At 56.8% G+C, this 20,953-nt stretch carries 24 protein-coding genes and 1 pseudogene; 10 read left to right on the top strand and 15 right to left on the bottom strand.

What is annotated here, in order from left to right; translation table 11 throughout:
- The first annotated feature begins 206 nt into the window (after positions 1 to 206).
- The 4 genes from ACOQFT_RS02110 (at position 207) to ACOQFT_RS02095 (ending at position 3,435) form a co-directional block, all read left to right on the top strand.
- Entirely contained in the window at positions 207 to 1,166 is a 960-nt protein-coding gene (locus ACOQFT_RS02110; protein ID WP_421596419.1) for an AraC family transcriptional regulator ligand-binding domain-containing protein, read from the top strand.
- Between the two features lie 161 nt (positions 1,167 to 1,327).
- Positions 1,328 to 2,194, top strand: a complete 867-nt coding sequence (locus tag ACOQFT_RS02105) for a cysteine hydrolase (protein WP_421596418.1) — start codon at positions 1,328 to 1,330, stop codon at positions 2,192 to 2,194.
- A gap of 48 nt (positions 2,195 to 2,242) precedes the next feature.
- Positions 2,243 to 2,728, top strand: a complete 486-nt coding sequence (locus ACOQFT_RS02100; protein ID WP_421596417.1) for a YHS domain-containing (seleno)protein — start codon at positions 2,243 to 2,245, stop codon at positions 2,726 to 2,728.
- 137 nt (positions 2,729 to 2,865) lie between these two features.
- Entirely contained in the window at positions 2,866 to 3,435 is a 570-nt protein-coding gene (locus ACOQFT_RS02095) for a carboxymuconolactone decarboxylase family protein (protein WP_421596416.1), read from the top strand.
- 31 nt (positions 3,436 to 3,466) lie between these two features.
- Here the strand turns inward: ACOQFT_RS02095 and ACOQFT_RS02090 are convergent, their stop codons facing one another.
- Positions 3,467 to 3,892, bottom strand: a complete 426-nt coding sequence (locus ACOQFT_RS02090) for a LysR substrate-binding domain-containing protein (protein WP_421596415.1) — start codon at positions 3,890 to 3,892, stop codon at positions 3,467 to 3,469.
- A complete protein-coding gene (locus tag ACOQFT_RS02085) occupies positions 3,846 to 4,880 on the bottom strand; it encodes an aldo/keto reductase (RefSeq protein WP_421596414.1) in 1,035 nt (344 codons plus the stop codon). Before ACOQFT_RS02085 ends, ACOQFT_RS02090 begins: the two co-directional genes overlap by 47 nt.
- Positions 4,881 to 5,050: 170 nt before the next feature.
- On the opposite strand from ACOQFT_RS02085, the gene ACOQFT_RS02080 reads away from it, so the two are divergent.
- Entirely contained in the window at positions 5,051 to 5,956 is a 906-nt protein-coding gene (locus ACOQFT_RS02080) for an AraC family transcriptional regulator N-terminal domain-containing protein (RefSeq protein WP_421596413.1), read from the top strand.
- 144 nt (positions 5,957 to 6,100) lie between these two features.
- Here the strand turns inward: ACOQFT_RS02080 and ACOQFT_RS02075 are convergent, their stop codons facing one another.
- Positions 6,101 to 7,009: a LysR family transcriptional regulator gene (locus ACOQFT_RS02075; protein WP_421596412.1), complete on the bottom strand. Its 909-nt coding sequence runs from the start codon at positions 7,007 to 7,009 to the stop codon at positions 6,101 to 6,103.
- Between the two features lie 132 nt (positions 7,010 to 7,141).
- Between ACOQFT_RS02075 and ACOQFT_RS02070 the strand changes: the two genes are divergently transcribed.
- Entirely contained in the window at positions 7,142 to 7,420 is a 279-nt protein-coding gene (locus tag ACOQFT_RS02070) for a hypothetical protein (protein ID WP_421596411.1), read from the top strand.
- Between the two features lie 285 nt (positions 7,421 to 7,705).
- Here the strand turns inward: ACOQFT_RS02070 and ACOQFT_RS02065 are convergent, their stop codons facing one another.
- From ACOQFT_RS02065 to ACOQFT_RS02045, 5 genes and pseudogenes are all read right to left on the bottom strand, one after another.
- Entirely contained in the window at positions 7,706 to 7,999 is a 294-nt protein-coding gene (locus ACOQFT_RS02065; RefSeq protein ID WP_421596410.1) for a hypothetical protein, read from the bottom strand.
- An 80-nt stretch (positions 8,000 to 8,079) separates the two neighbouring features.
- Entirely contained in the window at positions 8,080 to 8,685 is a 606-nt protein-coding gene (locus ACOQFT_RS02060) for an IS110 family transposase (protein ID WP_421596409.1), read from the bottom strand.
- A gap of 796 nt (positions 8,686 to 9,481) precedes the next feature.
- Positions 9,482 to 9,937 (bottom strand): nuclear transport factor 2 family protein, encoded by a 456-nt coding sequence (locus ACOQFT_RS02055; RefSeq protein ID WP_421596408.1) that lies wholly within the window; start codon positions 9,935 to 9,937, stop codon positions 9,482 to 9,484.
- Positions 9,938 to 10,046: 109 nt separating this feature from the next.
- Positions 10,047 to 11,033 (bottom strand): annotated as a pseudogene (locus tag ACOQFT_RS02050) (aldo/keto reductase).
- Positions 11,034 to 11,138: 105 nt separating this feature from the next.
- Complete coding sequence (locus tag ACOQFT_RS02045; protein ID WP_421596407.1) at positions 11,139 to 11,888, bottom strand: GDSL-type esterase/lipase family protein; 750 nt, start codon at positions 11,886 to 11,888, stop codon at positions 11,139 to 11,141.
- 144 nt (positions 11,889 to 12,032) lie between these two features.
- Here ACOQFT_RS02045 and ACOQFT_RS02040 point away from each other — a divergent pair, with 144 nt between their 5' ends.
- Positions 12,033 to 12,881, top strand: coding sequence for a LysR family transcriptional regulator (locus tag ACOQFT_RS02040; protein WP_421596406.1), 849 nt, complete (start codon positions 12,033 to 12,035; stop codon positions 12,879 to 12,881).
- 389 nt (positions 12,882 to 13,270) lie between these two features.
- Here the strand turns inward: ACOQFT_RS02040 and ACOQFT_RS02035 are convergent, their stop codons facing one another.
- Both ACOQFT_RS02035 and ACOQFT_RS02030 read right to left on the bottom strand, forming a co-directional pair.
- Positions 13,271 to 13,903: a class I SAM-dependent methyltransferase gene (locus ACOQFT_RS02035; protein WP_421596405.1), complete on the bottom strand. Its 633-nt coding sequence runs from the start codon at positions 13,901 to 13,903 to the stop codon at positions 13,271 to 13,273.
- A complete protein-coding gene (locus ACOQFT_RS02030) occupies positions 13,881 to 15,368 on the bottom strand; it encodes an MFS transporter (RefSeq protein WP_421596404.1) in 1,488 nt (495 codons plus the stop codon). Before ACOQFT_RS02030 ends, ACOQFT_RS02035 begins: the two co-directional genes overlap by 23 nt.
- Before the next feature lie 138 nt (positions 15,369 to 15,506).
- On the opposite strand from ACOQFT_RS02030, the gene ACOQFT_RS02025 reads away from it, so the two are divergent.
- Positions 15,507 to 15,914, top strand: a complete 408-nt coding sequence (locus tag ACOQFT_RS02025; protein WP_421596403.1) for an RrF2 family transcriptional regulator — start codon at positions 15,507 to 15,509, stop codon at positions 15,912 to 15,914.
- A 41-nt stretch (positions 15,915 to 15,955) separates the two neighbouring features.
- Here ACOQFT_RS02025 and ACOQFT_RS02020 read toward each other — a convergent pair whose 3' ends face one another.
- Positions 15,956 to 16,363: a RidA family protein gene (locus ACOQFT_RS02020; RefSeq protein WP_421596402.1), complete on the bottom strand. Its 408-nt coding sequence runs from the start codon at positions 16,361 to 16,363 to the stop codon at positions 15,956 to 15,958.
- A gap of 100 nt (positions 16,364 to 16,463) precedes the next feature.
- On the opposite strand from ACOQFT_RS02020, the gene ACOQFT_RS02015 reads away from it, so the two are divergent.
- On the top strand, positions 16,464 to 17,369 hold the full coding sequence (locus ACOQFT_RS02015) for a LysR family transcriptional regulator (RefSeq protein WP_421596401.1): 906 nt from the start codon (positions 16,464 to 16,466) through the stop codon (positions 17,367 to 17,369).
- A gap of 335 nt (positions 17,370 to 17,704) precedes the next feature.
- Here the strand turns inward: ACOQFT_RS02015 and ACOQFT_RS02010 are convergent, their stop codons facing one another.
- From ACOQFT_RS02010 to ACOQFT_RS02000, 3 genes are read right to left on the bottom strand one after another with little or no spacing between them, the layout of a single operon-like run.
- On the bottom strand, positions 17,705 to 18,181 hold the full coding sequence (locus tag ACOQFT_RS02010; protein WP_421596400.1) for a GNAT family N-acetyltransferase: 477 nt from the start codon (positions 18,179 to 18,181) through the stop codon (positions 17,705 to 17,707).
- A 20-nt stretch (positions 18,182 to 18,201) separates the two neighbouring features.
- Entirely contained in the window at positions 18,202 to 18,558 is a 357-nt protein-coding gene (locus tag ACOQFT_RS02005; protein ID WP_421596399.1) for a VOC family protein, read from the bottom strand.
- Between the two features lie 40 nt (positions 18,559 to 18,598).
- On the bottom strand, positions 18,599 to 19,036 hold the full coding sequence (locus ACOQFT_RS02000; protein WP_421596398.1) for a VOC family protein: 438 nt from the start codon (positions 19,034 to 19,036) through the stop codon (positions 18,599 to 18,601).
- Positions 19,037 to 19,141: 105 nt separating this feature from the next.
- Here ACOQFT_RS02000 and ACOQFT_RS01995 point away from each other — a divergent pair, with 105 nt between their 5' ends.
- The gene (locus tag ACOQFT_RS01995) at positions 19,142 to 19,846 is read left to right on the top strand and encodes a helix-turn-helix transcriptional regulator (protein ID WP_421596397.1); all 705 of its coding nucleotides are present in this window, start codon (positions 19,142 to 19,144) and stop codon (positions 19,844 to 19,846) included.
- A gap of 499 nt (positions 19,847 to 20,345) precedes the next feature.
- On the opposite strand, the gene ACOQFT_RS01990 is transcribed toward ACOQFT_RS01995, so the two are convergent.
- On the bottom strand, positions 20,346 to 20,945 hold the full coding sequence (locus ACOQFT_RS01990) for a TetR/AcrR family transcriptional regulator (protein ID WP_421596396.1): 600 nt from the start codon (positions 20,943 to 20,945) through the stop codon (positions 20,346 to 20,348).
- Between the last annotated feature and the right edge of the window lie 8 nt (positions 20,946 to 20,953).

The following is a 20,953-nucleotide window of genomic DNA, read 5'->3' as shown; positions in this document are numbered from 1 at the left end:
GCCACTCCGATACTTGCAAGCTTTTGCTTAAATTCCGAAGATACCACCTAACAATTCTGATGACGAGGTATGTCCGTTGAGCGCCCTTCTTCCAAAACTTTCGGTGATTGGGGTGATCTGGTGGGAAAGAGATTTCCAGTGTAATTCTGAAGACTATGGCAAGTGTGACCTATGCATTCGCGCGCGCGATGGCCAAGGCAGCCGGGATGACGCTAACCGAAAATGGCGCCCTGATTTCAGGCGGCGCTGTTGTGAAGCGGTTGCCAGAGGTCCAAGACGGTCAATTGGCGGACGATTCCTACTTCGATCTGATCGACTGGATACGTGCGCGACATGCAAACGAGGTTGCTTTGGTCGAAGCCTATGCGAACGCGATTGCGACCGATGATCTCGGCGTTCTTGGCCTGGCAGTGAAGACAGCACCCACCTTGCGCGACTCTTTGCAACGGATCGAGCGTTACTTTCGCCTCGTCACTGACACTGCAGTTTACAGACTTGATGAATCTGGCGATCCGGTCTTTTGGATTTTTCAAGGGCAAACACCACAACGCGCTGCCTTGGAATTGCGTAATGAATGCGCACTCGCAGCCTTTGCGCGGAACATGAAACAGTTTGTGGGCACTGGATTGTCGTTCGAATATATCGCGTTCCAACATGCGTGCCGGCAAGAGCCAGAACGTTACGCCGAGCATTTTGGCTGCCCGGTTCGATTTGATGCCGACCACAATGCTATCGCAATGCGCCCTGCGATGCTTGAACGCGTCAATCGTCTTGGCGATCCGGGCTTGTCTGATTTCATGACGAAACATCTTGATGAGGAATTCAACGCGCTGGATGATGACACGTCACTGAGCAACGCAATTGTTCATCGACTGACACCAGCGCTCAGCAACGGCGCACCGCAAGCGGCGCGTGTTGCCCAAGAGATGGGAATGAGCGAGCGTACACTTTATCGCAGGCTGGCCGAAGAAGGGCTGACCTTTCGCGACGTACTTGGTCAGGCGCAATGTGCACTTGCTCGTGACCTGCTCCGCGACAGTAAGGCTTCCATAGCCGAGATTGCCTTTATGACCGGGTTTTCGGAACAGAGCACATTCAGCCGTGCCTTCAAGCGCTGGGTCGGTCAGGCCCCGGCACGATTCCGGCAGCAGGCGACCTCAGACTAGGCGCACATCTCAAGACAACATGGCAGGTTCGGTCAAAACCTTGGCAGGGCGGGCCAATACCTCAATCAATGTGGTGCCTAACTTCTTCTTTGTCAGATCCACTTGGGGCGCTGCCGAGTAAGGCAAGCCGCTTTGCCCCTCTCAGACAAAGGAAATTTGCAATGAGCAATCATGACCACAAACAAGGAGCCGGCTGCGCTTGCGACGTCACGCCGGAACGCGTTGATATGGCGCGCCGGCGACTCTTAAAACAAGCCGCGGGGGCGGCAGCAGCAGGAACAACAATTGTTGCCGGTGGGCAGGCCCTTGCCGCGACCGACGAAGCATGCGCCTACTATGCTGACCCGGAAAATCCAGGCCTTCCCCAAATCGACATGACCATCGAGCCAGGGCGTACTGCGCTTGTGGTGACCGATCCCCAAATTGATTTTCTGTCAGAGGACGGTGTGACGTGGGGCGTCGTTGGCGAAAGCGTGACCGAACAGGGCACGGTCGACAATATCGAACGGCTTTTCATTGCCGCCAAGGCAGCCGGGATGCCGGTCTTCATCTCGCCCCACTATTACTACCCTCATGACCATAAGTGGGAATTCGAGGGCACACTGGAAGCTACGATGCACAACATCGGCATGTTTGACCGCCTGGGACCGCTCAATTTCGACAATTTCGAAGGCTCAGGTGCCGACTGGATGCCGCAATACAAAAAGTACATTGAGGATGGCGAAACCATCGTTTGTTCGCCCCACAAGGTTTACAGCCCTGCTCAGAATGACCTGAACCTGCAATTGCGTAAACGCAAGATCGATAAGGTGATCCTTGCGGGGATGTCGGCGAACCTGTGTACGCAGGCGCATCTCTACGAGCTGCTGGAGCTGGGCTACGAAGTCGCTGTCGTTCGCGATGCCACAGCCGGGGCCAAGGTGCCTGAAGGTGACGGGTATCTCGCCGCCATCATCAACTTCCGCATGGTCGCCAACGGCGTCTGGTGGACCGACGACGCGGTTGAGCGCATTGGCCAATCGGCCTGACGCAAACCGATCTTCCAATTTGATCCTGACATCCTGAAAGAACATATCATGACACGCATCTTTACATTTCCCGCACTTACAACAACGTTGACTCTCGCCCTGGCGGCGGCGGCATTGGCTGACGATGAATACAACGTTTCGAACAGTCTTACCTTGACCGGGCAGCCCCTCGGCATGCACGGCGTCGATCCTGTATCGATGTTTGAAGCCGAAAAACCCGAAACGGGCAATGCCACTTTTACATCGGCCCATGATGGAGTGGACTACTATTTTGCGTCGCAGGCAGCGCAAGCCACATTCGAGGCGGATCCGGTGGCCAATCTGCCCCAATTCGGCGGCTTCTGCGCCTTTGGCGTTTATGTCGGCAAGAAGCTCGATGGCGATGTTCGGTATGCCGATATCGTGGACGGCAAGCTCTATCTCTTTGTGAATGAAGACATCTTCAAGAAGTACCTTGAGGACAAGGAGACCGTGATCCAAGGCGCCCATGCCAAGTGGGCAGACATCCACCACACGCCTGTCGGCAGCCTTTAATCGAGGAATTTGGTGGCTTTTGCCGGTCGGAGCCACCGCTGCCTCTCCCCTCCCCAAACGACCGGCATTTCTCCAAGACGCCCTCTCCGCACGGACAATACGGGTGCGTCGAAATCTCATCCCTAAGGAAACCAGACATGACTGATTTTGAGACCTATACAATCGCCTCCGCCCCTGATGCCGCGAAACCAATTCTGGAAGCATCGCTGAAAGGGTATGGTTTTGTGCCAAACCTTTATGCGACGATGGCAGAAGCCCCCGCAATTCTGGAAGGCTACACGACACTTTCCAGCATCTTCGGAAAGACCAGCCTGTCAGAAACCGAGCGCCAGATTATCCTTATGATCAATAACCGGTTGAACGGGTGCAAGTACTGCATGGCCGCCCATACCACGCTTTCAAAGATGGCAGGTGTCCCCGAGGACGTTATCACGGCATTGCGCGAAGGCGGCCCGATTGCCGACCCCAAGCTGGAAGCGCTGCGCAAATTCGCCATTGTGATCAACGAAAGCCGAGGCTGGCCCAGCGCCGCACAAATCGAGGCGTTCCTGACGGCAGGTTACACACGCCAAACCATGCTGGAAGTCATCCTTGGTACCGCTTTGAAGATCCTGTCGAACTATACGAACCATGTGGCGGACACTGCTTTGGATGATGCTTTTGTGCCAAATGCCTGGACGGCCTCAGCTGCAGCGGCGGCTGAATAGAGGGGTTCCCGCCCGTTTGTTGATCTTGCCTTTAGACCTGTGATTGGTCCCTGCCAAGAAGCGGATCGGATTTGAAACGTTCGACCGCAAAATCAACATAGGCGCGCCCCTTCGCAGACACGGTTCGCCCCTCTTGTTGCACAAGATGGATGGGAACCTCGGGTGGTTCATAAGACTTCAGAACAGTCTTGAGCCGCCCATCTGCAATATAGGGTGCTACCTGATAGAACAAAAGCCGCCCGATCCCATGACCTTGCAAGGCTAACTCGATCACGGCGTCATTGTCTGTGGCCTTTTCATGATCACCGGTTATCTCGGCGCAACCCCACGGCCAACTTGGCAATGCCTGCACGCTGCGCCTCACTTTTGGGGAAGTTTGTGCGGATCGCCAAAGCGATCCGCAGCGGTTTTCATTTAGAGTGAAGCATATGCGCCCGATATTCAGATTGTCGCTCAATCATCCAGCCTGGATATTCTGCCGGAAGTTGCGTCACGGCATCAAGCGCCGAGAGGTCCTCTGATGAAAGCGTGACCTCGGCAGCACCGATGTTGTCGGAAAGCTGCCCTGAGTTCTTTGCGCCCAGAATGATGCTGGTCACCACCTTTTGGTGTAGCAGCCAAGCCAGCGCGATCTGCGGAACCGTGCACCCCTTTTCCGCCGCGATGGACCGCATTACGTCGATCGCGGCGTAAGCTCGGTCTTTGTCGATTGGCGGGAAATCGAAGTTCACACGGCGACCTTCAGCGGTTTTTCCCTCGCGATCAAACTTGCCAGAGAGGAATCCGCCAGCGAGCGGGCTCCAAACCATCAAACCGATGCGCTCGGATTCCAGCATCGGCACCAGTTCCCGCTCCAGATCACGACCTCCAACGCTATAATATGCCTGCAGCGACACAATCGGTGCAAGATGTCTGGCCTCGGTGATCCCGACCGCCTTGACGACCTGCCAAGCTGCCCAGTTCGAGAGGCCGAGATAGCGGACATAGCCTTGCCTCACCAACGTGTCCAATGCCTCCAGTGTCTCGCTCATTGGGGTAGCCGGATCGAAACCGTGAATCTGATACAGGTCAATGTGATCGAGCTGCAGCCGTTTCAGGCTCGCCTTTGCCTGGTCCAGAATGTGTCCGCGCGAAGAGCCGCGTGCATTCGGCCCCTCGCCCATTGGGCCGTGCACTTTTGTGGCGACCACCACACTTTCACGCGCGACACCGACATTCTTGAGAGACTGACCGAGGATTTCTTCACTTTTCCCTGTCGCGTAGATATTGGCGGTGTCTATGAAGTTAATGCCTGAATCCAGAGCCGTTTTCAGTAGGCTGTCGGCTTCTTCCTGTTGCAGCTTTCCGATTTGACCCCACATATCGTCCGCTCCGCCGAACGTCATGGTCCCGAGGCAAAGTTCTGAAACAAATAGACCGCTTTGACCGAGGCGATTGTAACGCATGATATCTTTCCCTTGCTAAGAATGCCCCGGCTGATGCGGCCGGGGCTCATGCATGATATGCATTCTGCCGACAAGTCCGCGCCACGCCGATCCTCGCGGAACATTGCACGATCCTCTCAAACCTTTTGAATTGGTCTGGTCGACCTCGGGTGAACGGGTAGAGTGGCTGTATGGCTGAAGTGAATCTTGAAACCCTGACGGAACGCGCGCTTGACCTCTGGCAGATCAATGGGCGTGACACTCCTCTACCGGGCGTTTTTCTCGCCGTATCCAAAGAACCAACGGGGCCTCTGCACGGCGTTTATCAACCCTCGCTCTGCGTTGTTCTCCAAGGGGCCAAAGTCAGCCGTGTCGGACACAGGACCTATCGTTACGACGCAGGGAAATGCCTGATCGCGTCATTGGACGTGCCAGTGCGTGCCGAAATTGTTGCTGCGTCAAGAGAACACCCTTACATTGCAATGATCGTCAGTATCGATCCAGCGGTTGTAACCGAATTGCTGATTGATCACCCTCCCACAAGTTCAGAAGCTGAAACAACTCCTGAGGCGCTCGCTGTGAGTACGCTTTCCAGTGACCTGATCGATCCACTCGAACGGCTATTGGGATTGGCCAAACGTCCCCGTGACATACCCGTCGTCGCACCCATGATCCAGCGAGAGATCATATGGCAGCTGCTTAATGGCTCTCACGCTGGATCGCTGCGGCAAGTCGGCCTAACCGACAGTCGTCTGGCGCGCATTGGTAAATCGATTGCCTGGGTACGGGAGAACTTCACTGAAGTGCTGAGCGTACCTTATCTGGCAGCGCTCGCAGGGATGAGCCAGGCTACTTTTCACCGCCAGTTCAAGGCGGCAACGGCAATGACACCGATGCAATTCCAGAAAAGCCTGCGTCTTCAGGAAGCTCGTCGGATGCTCTTGTCGGAGGGGGTGGATGTGGCGCAGGTCGGTTTTACCATTGGTTACGAAAGCCCGTCGCAATTCAGCCGCGAATACCGCCGGATGTTTGGTGCATCTCCAGGTCGGGACGGAGTTCAACTGCGCCGAGCTTTGACGGAAGAAACCCACAGCTAAGTTCTAACCTGTGCCTAGGCAAGTGGTTTCCGTCGCTGCCATTGTAGCGTACCGCCGCCGCAGACCCTTTCAGGTCAGTCTACCCGTGTGACACCGACAACAATCTCGTCGACGCCTCGGAACAAGTGTGAATAGACGAAGTCGCTATCCATTGCCGGGAAGGTGTGCATGCTTGAAATGATCTGCCAAGAACTCCACGAAGACTCTGATCTTGGGTGCCAGATTGCGCCTGTCTGCAAACGAAACGGTGATATCGGCATGTTTCTGAGTGTATTCCGGCAGCACCCGGACCAACGCGCCCGACGCGATCTCAGGTGCCACGAGAAATGTCGACAACCTTGCAATGCCAAGGCCCGCCAATGTCGCCCGGTAGACGGTATCTGCGCTGTTGCCCTGGAAGGTCCCTGTAGCCGCCACAGTGTTTTCTACGCCTCCCAGTTCGGCATGCCAGTCGTTGCGGTCGGCGGCGTCTGACGTCCGAAGGCAATTGAAGTTCTCCAAATCACTGAACGAAACCGGAGCACCATGACGCTCGATATATTCGGGCGATGCGCATAGAATGCGTTCGTTCTTCATGATCTTTCTGGTAATCACGTTCGGATTTTGCTGCTGCTCCGCAAAATTTATTGCCGCGTCAAAGTCCTCTTCTTCGACGTCGATCATCCGGTCGGTCAGTTCCAGTGAAAAGGTTATTTCCGGGTAGCTTTTGAGGAACCTTGGCAGGATTGGTATCAGCTGTGCTTTGCCGAAAGCCACGCTGGAAGCGACATGCAGTACTCCTCGGGGATTTCCATCGAAGCTCGAGATAAGTTCCTCGGCCTCACAGTACGTGTCGGCCACAGCGCGGCATTTTTCATAAAACTCCCTGCCCTCGGCGGTCAATGAAATTCCGGTTTTTTTGCGGTGCAGCAACCGGTAGCCAGCATGGTCCTCCAATTGCCGGATTTGCCGGCTGACGGTCGATGGGGTTTGCCCGCCCGACCTGGAAGCGGCAGAGATGCTGCCCATTTCCACAACTTTTACAAACACTAACATCTGAGATGAAACGTCCATGGTTCAGAATTATCCTTTCGAAATTGGCATAACCCCTTTGCTCGATCATCGGGTAGATAGTGAGATTTGCTAACGATATATCTGCAGTGCAGCATAATTTCTGCAGCGCAGCAAGATCGGAAAGCCATCCTGATGACAATTGCCAGCATGCGGCTGGACCTACAGCAAGGCATTCGAGGGTCTTGGTCAGGAAAGTGGCAAACCTGGCGAGCTATGGCCTCAAGTGCGAACACAGGAGCAGCGATGATACAACACGTTTCGTTGAAAATTCGAAAAAGGATTCAGATCGCTCGGATGCAATCGGTGCTCAACGGCTATACCGACGAGCAACTGAGGAAGATCGGGGTTGAACGCAGCGAAATCAGGCGCCATGCGGAAACTCTCGTCAATTACGAATACGATGGCCTTTAGTTGCATTTGCGGATGCAAGCGATTGGAACCTATAGCCCGTTTCAGTGTCCACGCGATTGAGCGGCCGTTGAAAGGTGTCGGCTGCCGCACCTCCCGGAACCAGCATGACGCCCACGATTGACGGTCCTTCCTCCCGAAGCCGTCAGTTTGAGCCGGCGCCCCTTCCTCCTCCCTGGGGCGCCGGCTTGTTCCGTATTGTCGGCCCGGTTTCCAAGGGCCGCCGAGCGGTTCAGCCGATGCCGGTCGTGCAGGTGGTCAAGCGGTCGTGAGTTTTTGTTTATGCAACTAAATAAAAGAATGGTCTTTTGGTTTTGCGAACGCAATGCAAACAAGGATAGCCGAGGGCCGACCACCAGCAGGCTTCGTCATCTTGGCGTAGTGGGCTTCCCAAAAGGTCGCCGGATCATCATGGGGCTGGGGATCGTCATGTTGAGACCTTTCTTGTTGAAATTTCCACATCGAAGCATCCACGAGCAGGGTCAGGGTCGCAAAAACAGTGATGGAAGTGTTGTCATTTGTGGACAGCCCCTGTTTTGCAAGAGTTTTCTTAAGGATTGAGATCTTATTGCTAGCGGTCATTTGTCCGGCCTGTTTGCGCGGCGCATTTGTCCGCTGGCCTTGATGAAGTCCGCTGACCGGATCCCTATCACGTTAACGGGCTATGGCGCCCTGACAACACCACGGGGTGTTCCGGTTGCGGCTGCATTGATCATCATCACGTCGATTGCTCTTGCATCCTTGTTTGCGACAACTTGCTTGCCGCCCGATGAGTTTTGTCGCGGCACCAGACCAAGCCAGGCCGCGAACTGGCGGGCGGATCGGAAGAGGGCCGGATCACCAACAGTCGCTGCCAAGGCCGTTGCGGTGAGCACTTCGACCCCCGGTATTGTAGCCAACCTCTGGCTGGCCTCGCTCTGCCGGTGCCAGGTCCGTATCTCTCGATCGAGCCGAGAAATCTCATCTTCCAGGCCATCCATCTGACGGATCAGGCTTCGCAGGGCAGATTGGGCGACCTCGGGGACGCTGCAACTGTCATCCTGCAGATGGATGAGGAGTTCGCGTATCTTGTGCGGCCCGCGCGCGGCGACGATGCCAAACTCTGCCAGATGGGCACGAAGCGCATTGATCATCATCGTGCGTTGTCGCACCAGAAGATCCCGCGTACGATGCAGCATCAGAACCGCCTGTTGATCGGTACTCTTGATCGCGACGAAATGCATATTCGGTCGATTGACGGCTTCACATATCGCCTCGGCATCCGCCATGTCGTTTTCTGACGCTTCACATAGGGTTTGACGTAAGCTGGCGGGACCAGGCGCACATCGTGGCCCAGAGCTGAAATCTCACGTCCCCAGTGATGCCCGGTCGCGCAGGCCTCCATGCCAATCAGGCAGGGACTGAGTTCAGTGAGAACATCAATCAAGGCGCGACGCCGGACTTTCTTTCTGAGAAGGACGTTCCCATCTGCATCGACTCCGTGAAGTTGAAAGACAGACTTGGCAATATCGATCCCCAATGTTGTAATCTGCATGTGGATGGCTCCCTTTTCTGTTGGGTTCAACAACTCCAACATGGCACATTGCGATGCCGCTGCGTGGGGCTGTCCACACCATCACGGTAACCGCCAATTCGCTGCCGCCAGGGTCTACAATCTAGACGCGCAACAGAGCTGCCTTGGCTGGCGCAGCGTGCGTTAATGCAGAAAACCATCGCATGTGAAAAACGCCCATTGCTGCGGAGCGTCCCACGTCACCTACGCAGCCATCCGTCCAAATCGTGAGACGCCAAGTCCAAACTTAACTTTCGCAGCAGTGTCGGAAGCTGAAGGATGCGAAACGAAGTTGCCGTTTTTTGCATTTGCGTCATTGACTGTTTCAGCGAAGCCCAGCCTGTGGTGTCGAATTACTGCGCGCGCCGTCTCCGCATCTGGCTTGAGTTGGCGTCTTAATCGGCGTTGTAAACCGCTTGGGAAAACCCGGCGCGGTTTGGTTTTTGGAACCCGAGTCAACGTAGGTGAGGCGGTTCTTACCTACGGCTGACGTTGTCCTACCAGTCCGTTTGTCAGATGCTCTGGGTAATGACCAGGCGGCTTGGAAGTTCGAATGCGGCTTCGAGCGCTGCGGTATCCTCGTAGAACTGATAATGTCTTATCATTCCGTTTGCGACTTCGCAGATCAGGGCCCAATCTGAAACAAAGTCATGACCGGTCGATCGGATCTTGTGATGGAAACGTCCCCACAACGCAACGTGGTGGCCTTCCGAGATCACGTGTTTTGTAACAAACTTCTGGGTGTCGAAATTGGCAGAGAGTGATGTGAGGAAATCACGCGCGCCGCTTTTCCCGCGATAGCTGCCGTATAACGGCAGGTACTTTCGAAACGCATCACCCAGCACCGCCACAAACACGGCGTCATCAGCTACAAATTCCAATGCAGCGTCGATACCTCTTCCTCGTAGAGCGGTAAAAAAGCCGGTTACCGCGTCCTTTGCTGACAAGGCGCCAGTATGTTCGGACATCGTGTTTCTCCTGTTTTTGTGGTTAGAAAATTCGGTGGATCGACCAATTTGAACCCAAGGCCGTGAGCGTTTTCTGAGAACGTCAGTGGATCGCACCAATTGAGTCTCGTCACAGGTCGATCAGTGCGGCACCGGCCTTTGTCGTCCGATCACCATTGATTGCGTCACGGGGGAAGGCCAACGAGAGGCGGTCAATGTCTTCGACTGTAAGCCTGACATCGATTGCACTGATATTCTCATTCAACCGCTCCGGTCGACGCGTTCCGGGGATCGGGACAATATAATCACTTTGCGCGAGCAACCATGCGAGCGCGATTTGTGCCAGTGTGGCATTGTGTTTCTTGGCGATGAACTGGAGCGCACCCAAGGTCTTGAGGTTCTGATCCAGCACGTCTGGCGCGTAGCGCGGAATAGTTCGGCGGAAATCGCTCTCGGCCAGGTCATCCGCAGATCGCAATGCCCCCGTCAGGGCACCTCGCCCCAGCGGGCTGTGGGGTACAAATCCGATGCCAAGTTCTTTCGTGAGCGGTAGAATTTCATCCTCCACATCGCGACTCCAGAGCGAGTACTCCGTCTGGATAGCCGTGATCGGATGCGTTGCGTGCGCGCGGCGGATTGTTTCCGGAGCGACTTCGCAGAGCCCCAGCGCCCGAACCTTCCCTTGATCTACAAGACGCGCCATCGCGCCCACGGTGTCCTCGATGGGTACGTCCGTGTTGCGCCGGTGCAGGTAGTAGAGATCGATCGTTTCAATACCCAGGCGGCGCAATGACGCGTCGCAGGCCGCCGATAATTACTCCGGCGAGTTGTCGATCGGGCGGGCGTCGGGGTCGCGGGACCGAAGAATCCCGAACTTCGTGGCGATTTTCACCCGGTCCCGGCGATTGGAGAGAATTCGACCAAGCAATTCCTCGTTTGCGCCATGGCCATACATATCTGCGGTATCGAGGAAGTCGATCCCATGATCGAGCGCCGCGTCGAGCGTGGCCAGGTTCTGGGCCTCACTTGAAGGGCCGTAAAATTCGCTCATGCCCATGCAGCCAAGCCCCAGAGCGGAAACTGTGATGCCAGCATTTCCAAGTGTGCGTCGTTTCATTTCATGTCCTTTCTGATGCGGTCGACGGGAAGGTCTCTTAAGATCCACGCCAGATCCGGGAACGGTGCGTGGTAGAACTGGGAGCGTGCGCGGCAACATTGCCGGTCATTGATCAGTGACCAGCATGACGGCGGCAAGATCAGCCAGGGCCCGCCCCAGCGCGCCGTGCATCGGCGCGGTCATGTGGACGCCGTCGATACTGTCGATGGTGACCACCTCACCTGCGTCGAACACGTCAATATCTGCGGCACCGCCTGCCGCAAGGATAGATGCGGCCACCGCGCGGCTGCGCTCCTGCGATCCCTGTGTGATGGCGGAAATTGGCGTGGCGGAGGTGTCGCCGATAGCCGGAGGCGCCACGACCAGAACCGACGGTGTGGAATAGGTGGTCGCGACCCCGCCGTCGAGCGAACGGATTTCTTCCACAAGTTTGATCACGTCGGCCCCAACGGCCTTCGGATCAACAGAGAGGTCGGACCGGGCGTCATTGGTGCCAAGCATCACCACGACAAGGTCCAGAGGTAGTGCTGCTGCAACCGTAGCCCGTATGTCTTCCAATCCTGCGAAGGCTTCCCCCGCGATACCGTTCTGCGCCTCTGTATATCCGGTGTTCACGGTTCGACCGCTCAGGCCGTCGACGATCACGGTGACGTTCTTCAAAGACTCCTCAAGAGCGGCTTCCATCACACCTGGCCACCGAACGCTGTCAGGGTAGCGCGTTGTTGGAAATCCGGCCTCGCTGGGAATCCAGCCCCAGGTATTCGAGTCCCCGTATGCGAGGATGCGGGGCTCGGCCAGGGTGGCGCCAGAGTTCAACAGGCAGAGCGCGACAGCGGTTGTGACAGATCTGATCATGGGGAGTCCTTTCGGGTTCGCGGTGTCCAGACAGTGACCGCCAGATGGAATACCCAGCGGAATTCTTGCTTGGTCTATCATCTCGATTTTGAGCTTGTTACAGCTAAGATTGAACGCTACCTTCGCGAAAACGAGAAGTGGCACATGGATTGGGGTGACCTGAAATTCTTCCTGGCCGTCGCGCGCGATGGTACGCTTTCAGCTGCGGCGGAACGCCTGCGGACGACCCCGTCCCGCGTATCGCGCCATATCGAGGCGCTGGAACAGGCAATTGGACAGGTCCTGTTCCGCAGGTCGCTGGATGGCTATCGCCTGACGGACGAGGGACGCGCCCTATTGCCACGCGCCGAAGTTGTAGAAGGCGCAGTGCAGGCCCTCGGGGCGGCCACATCTTCCGAGGTCGCGGGCCGGGTCCGGCTGGCCACGACAGAGAATATCGCCACTCATCTTCTCGTGGGGTCACTACGTGACTTGCAGGACCGCCATCCCGACCTGCAGTTGGAACTGCTGACCAGTTCCGCGGCCATAGATCTTATTTCGGCGGAGGCCGACATTGCCTTGCGATTGGTGCGCCCGCGCGCCGGGAATCTGTCGGTGCGCCTGCTTGGACGCATCGCCTTTGCGGCGTATCAGGATGTGACTGGCGCAGGTCAACGCGGGTTCATCACCTGGATGCCCGAGATGGCAGACCTGCCCGCAGCCCGATGGGTCGAACGATCCGGGGCACCGGTTGTCATGAAGGCCAGTTCGCTGAGCGTGCAGCACGAGATGGCCGCGCAGGGATTTGGCCGTGCAGTTCTGCCCTGCTTTCTTGGCGATTCCGATCCGCGCCTTGTTCGGGTGGGCGAGGTGATCCGCGAGGCCGCGCAGGAACTCTGGCTCGTCACGAACCGCGACCTCGCCGGTTCGGCCCGTGTCCGATGCGTGGCTAATACGGTGGCTGCCGCAATCGAGACGCAGCGCGATCTGGTAGAGGGACGCAATTGCCGGTAAGTCCCTCTACCAGATCGCGATAGAAACATTCTTAGTCACGCGGCTTCTTTTCAGGAGAAGCCGCCGTTTTTGTGAAGCGCAGCATCCGTCACCATGGGCTCGGAGCCCGAATTCTCGGCGTCCGGCATGAAAGTCACCTGCCGAAGCGCGAATGTCTTGGGATCGACAGCGCAGGCGCAAAACCAAGAGGTTGGTGTTTGTGGCCAACGGCTGGTCTCATGCGGTCTGAAAGCAGTGGCGTGGCGCGGAAGCATCAGGTCGCTTGGAGCCCAAGTCAAAAGTGGCAATGTTGTACTGCGGACGCACGCAACACGGAGCGTGACTTCGACAGTCATACCCGGTTCGCGCAACCAAGCCGACGCCCAAACAGAATTATTGAAGCGCTTCCTTCAATGTCTTTCGACGGCAACCACGGTGTCGGTTACCGTGGCCGTCTGCCCGTGCGGTCCCTTTGCAACGCGTTCGATGGGACCGACAAATAGGTTGCGCCATTTGGAACGGATGAGATCGAGAGCGGCCAGTTCGTCGTCCGCAGTGAGATAGACCGTATCCGGAACGGCCCAGGACCAGGGTGCGCGGGAGCCGTGCGAACCGATCAGCAACAGGCCGCCTGGCGCAACCGCCTCCGCCGCTCGGCGGAGCGCGGCGACGCAGTCGAATTTCCCCGGTGAGTGCAGGAACATCGCGGTCACAAGATCGAACTTTCCATCGGGAACGGAGACACCCAGATCATGCCATTCAAAATGCGTGCGGTCAGAGACCTCTGCCTGTTGTGCCGCCTGCCGCGCCGCGTTTAGGGCGGATTCTGCGACATCGGCGCCAGTGGCGAACCAGCCCCTTCTGGCGAGCCAGATCACATCGTCGCCCTGCGCACAGCCAAGGTTCAGTGCGCGCCCCGGCCTGCGACCATCAGCAAAGCGAACAAGGATAGCCGAAGGCCGACCACCAGAAGGCTTCGTCATCTTGGCGTAGTGGGCTTCCCAGAAGGTTGCCGGATCATCATGGGGTTGGGGGATCGTCATGTTGAGGCCTTTCTTTTTGAGTTTTCCACACCGATGCACCCACGAGCAGGGTCAGGGTCGCAAAAACAGTGATGGAGTAGCTTGTGGCTGCCGCGGCGGCATCAACGAAACGCGGCGCAATCTCGGCGCCCGCTCCCATACCATTGTCTCCGAGCCGCCCGAAGAAGATTGATCCCGCAATGGCGATACCGAGAGCCGCACCGATCTGTTGAAACGCCTGCATCGCGCCTGAGCCCGCACCTGCATCCTGTGCCTCGACGCTCGACATGGTGACCTGGAACAGCGACATGATTGCGGTACCCATGCCGAACCCACAGATCAACAGAGGCAGTGCAAACGCAAATGGGATTAACTCAGCACCCGTGGATCTGATGACAAGATGCAAGCTGGTCATGCCGAGAACGAGCAACGCCGCGCCGGACGCGATACGGATGGAGAGATAGTTGTCTCTGAGCCGTTCCGTCGTCATCGAGGCAAGCATGACGCCCACCGGGAATGGCGTGGTCACAAGGCTGCTTTGCAGCGGAGACAGACCGAAGCCGGACTGCAGGAAGACTGCAAGGACGAGGAAGAGACCGGGTACGCCACTGAAGAACAGCGTCACCAGACCCAACCGCCGTAGATAGGCTGGATTCGAGAGCAGACCGGGCGGCATCATGGCCGACAGGCCCGCTGCGCTGCGCTTGCGCTCATGGGCCATGAATGCGAACGCCACGGGAACGGACGCGGAAAGCGCAACAAAACACCGCCACGGCCAGCCAAGGGCGCGGCCCTCGATCAGCGGCAGGACCAGCAGGATGGTGGCGACAGTGAACAGCCCCGAACCGGTCCAGTCCGGCCGGGTGTCGGAACCGGTGTCAATTGCAGGAACGAACATGCGCGTCCCGATCAGTTCGGCAATTCCAAGCGGGATGTTAACCAGGAATGCCATGCGCCAGCCGAGACTGGCGAAGTCCGCCAGGATCAGCGCCCCTCCGATGATTGGACCGACCACGACGGCAATGCTGGACAGTGTGCCAAACAAGCCAAAGACTCGGGACTTTTCCTCCGGCGGAAAGATCACATGCGCGATGGCGAGAACCTGGGGCACCATCATGTCCGCTGCGATGCCTTTCACCGCGCGGGCAAAGATCAGGCTGATCATGTTTGGTGCAATCCCGCAGGCGGCGGAGGCCATGGTGAAACCGACCAGCCCCCAGATGAACATGCGCCGCCGCCCGAAGACATCGCCAAAGCGCCCGCAGGGCAGAAGGCCAACTGCCAACGCCAGCACATAGATCGCAGCGACCCTTTCGAGTTGCGTCGGGGTCGCACCCGTATCCGCCTGAATCTGCGGAAGAGCCACGTTAACGATGCTGACGTCGATCAGGTTCATGAAACTTGCCATGAGCAGAACGGAGAGCGCCGCCCATCGGGTCGCGGTAGCCATGCCAAGGTCATGCTTGGTGTTTGATGCGATGCTCATGTAACATCATATGTATCATGAAAATGTGGCTGTCAATCTCTCGCGCTTCCAAATGTTACATGAGCGTGATAATGGTTTCGAATGAGACAGGACAACCGCCTCTCCCGGGTTCTACATGCCCTTCTTCATCTGGATGGAATGGACGCACCCGCGACATCCGCGCAGATCGCGCAGATGCTTCGGACGAACGCCGCTGTGGTCAGGCGCACAATGTCAGGACTGAGGGAGGCCGGGATCGTGACGTCGTTGAAGGGACACGGGGGCGGCTGGTCCTTGGCTAAACCGCTTGACCAGATCACGCTATTGGCCATCTACCGCGCTCTTGGCTCACCGCAGCTGTTCGCGATCGGCAATGATGAGGATAACCCAAGCTGCCTGCTCGCGAAATCCGCCTACATCGCCACCGACGAAGCATTGGCGGCAGCGCGGCGGCAGTTCGAGCAATCGCTTGATGGGGTCACCGTAGCGCAGTTGGCGGAAAGATGGAGTGATGAGACGGCAACCTGCGATGCCGCCTTGCCTGAGGCCAGCAATCCCACATCATAACCGCATCGGCCCACGGAATAGTTTCCCGAGTCGATCGCGCCTCAAGCTGCCGCCTGCACCACCATCTCGACCTCGATCTGAAGCGCTGGCGCCGCCAGCGCCGCCACGCCAATGCCAGTCAGACTGGGCTGCGCACCGTCGAGAAAGCGGATGATCCGGCTCATCGCGACACCCATCGTTTCATCGTTCAGATCGGTCATGTAGATGCGCATCTGGATGATGTCGGAGGTATCCGCCCCTACGACCTCCAAGGCAGCGCCTAGATTTTCGACGACTTGCTTCGTTTGCGCGTCAAGCGTTCCGGGCACCGGAGTGCCATCCGCCCTCCACGCGACCTGACCGGAAATGAAGGCCAGCCGACCGGGGTTTGCGATGGAAATCTGTGAATAACCAACCTTGCTGGCGTCTGGCAACGTGTTCGGGTTCATGCGTGAAATTTCAGCAGTCAACTTGGACCTCTTGTGTTGTGTTCTGTGCCCTTGGATAAACTATCTGTAATGCGAAAAGTGTTCGCTATTGTGGCGAGGCAAGTTCTACAACGGGTTTACGATGGCGGATTCCAAAGTCAACGATATCCTGATTTTCCTGGCGGTCGCTGACGCGGGAAGCTTTGTCGCGGGCGGGAAGCGCTTTGGCCTCACCCGTTCCACCGCCGGAAAGGCCGTTGCGCGTCTCGAAGAAAGGTACGGAGCCCGTCTGTTCAACCGAACAACGCGCGCGCTCAGCCTGACGGAAGAAGGGCAACGGCTCTACCAGGAAGGCTTGGCGATCCGGTCCGCGATCTCGAACGCAGATGCGGTGATGGAAGGTGGCGACGGCACCCCGACCGGAACGCTTCGCGTCGCCGCACCCGACGCGGTTGGACGCAGGTTACTTCTTCCCATTCTGCGCCGATTTCTTGCGAAATGGCCCGATGTCCGGGTCGACGTCAGTTTCTCGGACATGCGACAAAACCTCGTTGAAGATGGGTTCGACCTAGCCATCCGGCTTGGCGTGACCTCACCGGATCGCGCGCTGATATCGCGTGTCTTAACCGAGGACAGGCCGATCCTAGTTGCATCGCCGACCTACCTTGAAGATCACAGCGCGCCAACGATGATAGAGCACCTGAGCACGCATGATCTTCTTCAGTTTTCGAGCGATGGCCAACATCAGGGCTGGGCGTTTCAGGACGACCTCGAATTCTTGAATAAGGCACCAGGTCGTGTACGGATCAGGTTCGATAGTGCCGAAGCACTGCGGGAAGCGGCCGTTTCCGGCATGGGAATCGCGTTGTTGCCGACACTTCTTGTAAAAAGCGACATCGAAAGTGGCGAACTCGTACGGGTGCTTCCCAAGATCGATTGCGGGACGATCCCGATCATCGCCCTGTATCCGCATCGGAAGTTTTTAGAACCACGGGTGAGGCGCTTCATCGATATGCTGGCAGGAGAACTGCAAAAATCGAAACCGTAGTGACGAACCGTTCACTTCGGCCAACCCACCCTGGGTATTTGCTGCAAGGCCGACGGCAAATATGTAACGGTTTAAGATTGCCTGCGATTTCGACATATCTCCTCTACGACAGGCTCAGTTCGTGAGACTATGGATCACAAGTACAGCCGTTTGAAACTCGCCTCCCGATAACTGCACTGGTTTCCGACCTCGCTTCTTCGAAGAAGGGGCAGCGAGCGTACGGTTTGGAGCCCGCCTCAGTGCGTGGTTTTGAACGTCCAGCCTGAGGAAATCCGCCGCATCGCCGAACTTCTGCTGCAGCAGACGCGAAGTCGTTCTGGTGCTTTGGGTCTGACTTAAGCCGCTCCGGTGACAAGGCGATACTTTCGGAATTGCGCTCCATCGAGTGTCACATCGCCCTCGAACTTTGCGCCCAAGCGCGAGAGCGCTCCCAAGTTTCTGCGGCTCGGTGGGATCAGGAACGTAACGGATGAGATGCGCAAATCGGCCCGTGCGAAGGCGAGCGCCCTGGCGGTGATCCGCATCCCCAAACCGAAGGCGGAGGGCTTTAGTACGAGGCCGAAATCCCAGTCGGATCCTTCACGCTTAAAGCCGCCCCAACCCACGTAAACGCCGTCCGCCAGGATGGCCCAATGACCCAATCCGTCTTGGGCCCAACGTGCTTCCTTCATTGCCACGAAGTCAGTTGTGCGCAGCCGATCCCAGTTGCCTCGTAGCAAAGGCATGTGCTGGGCCAATGCAGGGTCGGACATATGCGAAGCAATGTCCTCAACGGGGATTTTCGACAGGCGTGAGAAGGTGATGTTGGTCATAGGTTTACTAATGCCCGGTCCTAATCGGAGAAGCAAATTTTGCTCCGATCCAGGTCCCTGATATAGGCCGAAAAACGGGGACCGCGTTGCTTCGGTTCGCCTTCGCTGGTTCCGCCAAGCTCGATGGCCAAGGCGTGAAGCCTCTCGACCTCTCCCTCTGAGCCAACGCTAAAGCCAACCATGGTTCCGTTGCCATTTGTGGCGGGGTTTTCATCAAGCGGGATGGCGGCTGCGAAGGCAAAATCAGCTCCAATCCAGTACGTCATCCTATCAGTAGGCGAGACGCGTTTTAGCCCAGATTGCGTAAAAAGTTTGTCATAGAATTGCGTGGCAGAGGCCATGTCATTTGTCCCGACGACGAAGTAGTTCATTTGCATGCTGCGATTTCCATTGAGTTTGCTGTGAGTGCTTGGTTCTTTATTGGCCGGTGAGTTTGAAAAACTCGATCAATTGTCCATTGGGGTCGGTGATCTTGAGCAAGTGGATGCCCGGTTCTTCGATGATCTCCAGGGTCGTCATACCGGAGGCGATGGCGCGGGCTTGCAAGGCTTTCAAATCGGAGGACTGCAAGTAAGGGACTGCGCCGGAGCCTGGCCGGGAATCTGGTGCGTATTTGTCCCGCGAAACGATGGCGAACCAGCCGCCCGCGACGCTGAAAGCAACGAAATCCGGCAGTTCGATCAAAGGTGCGCTGTCGAACAGCGTGCGGTAGAACGCCTCGGACCCGTCCATGTCGTCGCTTGGGACATAGGCACCCATGGCCATAATTGGCGACGGCGCTGTCGGCTCGGCGGCCTCGGCAACGAGTGTTGTGGGCAGGACGGCGGCGATGGTCAGGGCAATAATACGTTTCATGATTTGGTCTCCTTTTTGATATTTTTCCTGTTTCTACCGCCCCTATGCTGACAGCGTGTTGTCAGCATACTGTCAGTATAGTCAGAATCGTCAAAAGGAGATCACATGCGGCGTGGAGACAGGCTATTCGAGGTCATCGAAATACTAAGACGTGCGAAGGGGCCGATCTCTGCTAAGGCCATTGGCAAAGAACTGGGTGTAACCAAGCGCACCGTCTATCGCGATGTTACAGCTCTGATTGGCCAGGGCGTGCCGATCAACGGAGAGGCTGGGGTCGGTTACGTGTTGGAACCTGGCTTCCACATGCCGCCGCTGATGCTAACCCCGGACGAAATCGAAGCCGTAACGCTTGGCGTGCTGTGGGTGCAAACCCGTGGCGAACCCGAACTTGCGTTGGCCGCCGAAAAACTGATCACCAAGCTAAAAGCCGTCGCACCGGACAAGTACCGGACGTCGTTTCTTGAGCCGGTGGTCACTGTCGCGCCCGTCGAGCAACCGGATGAAGTGCTCGGAGCGGCCGCCATTCGTCTGGCCATTCGGCGCAGAAAAAAGATTGCTCTGACCTATTCGGACAACTCAGGCCAGATAACCCGTCGGGTAATCTGGCCAATACTGCTGGGATATCGGGACACCAGCCGCATCATCGCCGCTTGGTGTGAACTGCGTGAGGGGTTTCGCTATTTCCGGACGGAACGGATCGTTGAGGCCAAGGTGCTTGAGGACGGCATCCCGCGCCGCATAGACTTGTTACGCACAGCGTGGCGCCGCGCAACGGATGCGGAACGCAAGCGCTATGAAGAGGGTATATGAGACCGGGTGTTGGGACGTCGCCCGCATTTGCGACGCTATTCATTTGCAGTGGTATGTCAGCGCGCTGACTGTGAAGAGTCCAACTTCTCAGTGGGCAGATCATCCGACGACATGAAATAAATCGCGCGGTTGCCTTCGTAAGCAAACTCATCCAGAAAGAGCGTCTGCAAATCTGAGACTATACTTGTTTGGCAATGCACGTAGAACGCAGCAGTGGCAACGGCGATATAATTCCACACGTCCATAGCGTTAGTAGTTCCTATTCTTGGCTTGTGCATCCGCCGCGTTGGCTTGAAATCTAGGAAAGCGGCGTCATCTTCTTCTTTGGCGATCTGGTATCCAAACTCATTTTACCGTGTAAGCTGGATTGGGTTTTCAGCCCGCTCTTGTGAGGAACTTCAGTTGACTGGTCCAAGTAGATTGCTCGTATGCACCCATGAATCTCAGGAGCTTGACTCTTGCAGTCGAATTGGCGGCATTCGAGTTTTTGGGCCAAACCCTAACTCGGCCAACCTGCCATGATGAACTTTGAGAGCTTATCTAGTCCATTTTTGTCCAGGCCGTCATGTGCCTGAATCGACAATCCCTCTATCGCCATTGCGAAGAAATTTGCGAGTGCAACCAGGTCAGTCCCATCCGGCAATTGGTGCCTATCCGCCTTTAGCCGGTCCAACAATTGCGCTGAAACTCTCAATCGCCGCTGCGCCAGATCTTCGGCGATGTGTTCGTTCTCTGGGGCGCAAACGAGCACTCCCAGCGAAATCATGCATCCGGGGTATCTGCCCTTGGATGTGAACTGATCGACGCAGTTCCGCAATAGGCGGGAAAAGGCCCGTTTTAGGTGCTGCTCTTCGGCCATGCCCTGCATCAATTTCGTTCCAAACGTATCCGTATACCGATCCAGTGCCCGGACGAATAATCCTTCCTTCGATCCAAAGGCGGCATAAAGACTCGGAGGCGTGAGGCCCGTAGCTTCCGTCAGGTGCTTGATCGAAGTCCCCTCATAGCCTTGGCGCCAGAACAAGTCTCTTGCAATGTCCAGTATTCTGTCTTCGTCAAATTTTCGGGGGCGGCCCCGTGGCGTATTCTTAGCTTCCATAGCGATCA

It is taken from the genome of Ruegeria sp. MALMAid1280 (assembly GCF_049195285.1).
GTDB lineage: Bacteria > Pseudomonadota > Alphaproteobacteria > Rhodobacterales > Rhodobacteraceae > Ruegeria.
Note: the sequence above shows the minus strand (reverse complement) of the source record. Positions and strands in the feature narration are given on the sequence as shown.

Excerpts from the sequence above, each read along its gene's own strand:
- ACOQFT_RS02080 (WP_421596413.1), top strand. The coding sequence starts at position 5,051 with ATGGCTGAAGTGAATCTTGAAACCCTGACGGAACGCGCGCTTGACCTC.
- ACOQFT_RS02065 (WP_421596410.1), bottom strand. The coding sequence starts at position 7,999 with ATGACCGCTAGCAATAAGATCTCAATCCTTAAGAAAACTCTTGCAAAA.
- ACOQFT_RS02025 (WP_421596403.1), top strand. The coding sequence starts at position 15,507 with ATGGACGCACCCGCGACATCCGCGCAGATCGCGCAGATGCTTCGGACG.
- ACOQFT_RS02000 (WP_421596398.1), bottom strand. The coding sequence starts at position 19,036 with ATGAAACGTATTATTGCCCTGACCATCGCCGCCGTCCTGCCCACAACA.
- ACOQFT_RS02015 (WP_421596401.1), top strand. The coding sequence starts at position 16,464 with ATGGCGGATTCCAAAGTCAACGATATCCTGATTTTCCTGGCGGTCGCT.
- ACOQFT_RS02035 (WP_421596405.1), bottom strand. The coding sequence starts at position 13,903 with ATGACGATCCCCCAACCCCATGATGATCCGGCAACCTTCTGGGAAGCC.
- ACOQFT_RS02095 (WP_421596416.1), top strand. The coding sequence starts at position 2,866 with ATGACTGATTTTGAGACCTATACAATCGCCTCCGCCCCTGATGCCGCG.
- ACOQFT_RS02045 (WP_421596407.1), bottom strand. The coding sequence starts at position 11,888 with ATGATCAGATCTGTCACAACCGCTGTCGCGCTCTGCCTGTTGAACTCT.
- ACOQFT_RS02005 (WP_421596399.1), bottom strand. The coding sequence starts at position 18,558 with ATGCAAATGAACTACTTCGTCGTCGGGACAAATGACATGGCCTCTGCC.
- ACOQFT_RS02100 (WP_421596417.1), top strand. The coding sequence starts at position 2,243 with ATGACACGCATCTTTACATTTCCCGCACTTACAACAACGTTGACTCTC.
- ACOQFT_RS02105 (WP_421596418.1), top strand. The coding sequence starts at position 1,328 with ATGAGCAATCATGACCACAAACAAGGAGCCGGCTGCGCTTGCGACGTC.
- ACOQFT_RS02110 (WP_421596419.1), top strand. The coding sequence starts at position 207 with ATGACGCTAACCGAAAATGGCGCCCTGATTTCAGGCGGCGCTGTTGTG.
- ACOQFT_RS02075 (WP_421596412.1), bottom strand. The coding sequence starts at position 7,009 with ATGGACGTTTCATCTCAGATGTTAGTGTTTGTAAAAGTTGTGGAAATG.
- ACOQFT_RS02070 (WP_421596411.1), top strand. The coding sequence starts at position 7,142 with ATGACAATTGCCAGCATGCGGCTGGACCTACAGCAAGGCATTCGAGGG.
- ACOQFT_RS02085 (WP_421596414.1), bottom strand. The coding sequence starts at position 4,880 with ATGCGTTACAATCGCCTCGGTCAAAGCGGTCTATTTGTTTCAGAACTT.
- ACOQFT_RS02030 (WP_421596404.1), bottom strand. The coding sequence starts at position 15,368 with ATGAGCATCGCATCAAACACCAAGCATGACCTTGGCATGGCTACCGCG.
- ACOQFT_RS02060 (WP_421596409.1), bottom strand. The coding sequence starts at position 8,685 with ATGGCGGATGCCGAGGCGATATGTGAAGCCGTCAATCGACCGAATATG.
- ACOQFT_RS01990 (WP_421596396.1), bottom strand. The coding sequence starts at position 20,945 with ATGGAAGCTAAGAATACGCCACGGGGCCGCCCCCGAAAATTTGACGAA.
- ACOQFT_RS02055 (WP_421596408.1), bottom strand. The coding sequence starts at position 9,937 with ATGTCCGAACATACTGGCGCCTTGTCAGCAAAGGACGCGGTAACCGGC.
- ACOQFT_RS01995 (WP_421596397.1), top strand. The coding sequence starts at position 19,142 with ATGCGGCGTGGAGACAGGCTATTCGAGGTCATCGAAATACTAAGACGT.
- ACOQFT_RS02010 (WP_421596400.1), bottom strand. The coding sequence starts at position 18,181 with ATGACCAACATCACCTTCTCACGCCTGTCGAAAATCCCCGTTGAGGAC.
- ACOQFT_RS02040 (WP_421596406.1), top strand. The coding sequence starts at position 12,033 with ATGGATTGGGGTGACCTGAAATTCTTCCTGGCCGTCGCGCGCGATGGT.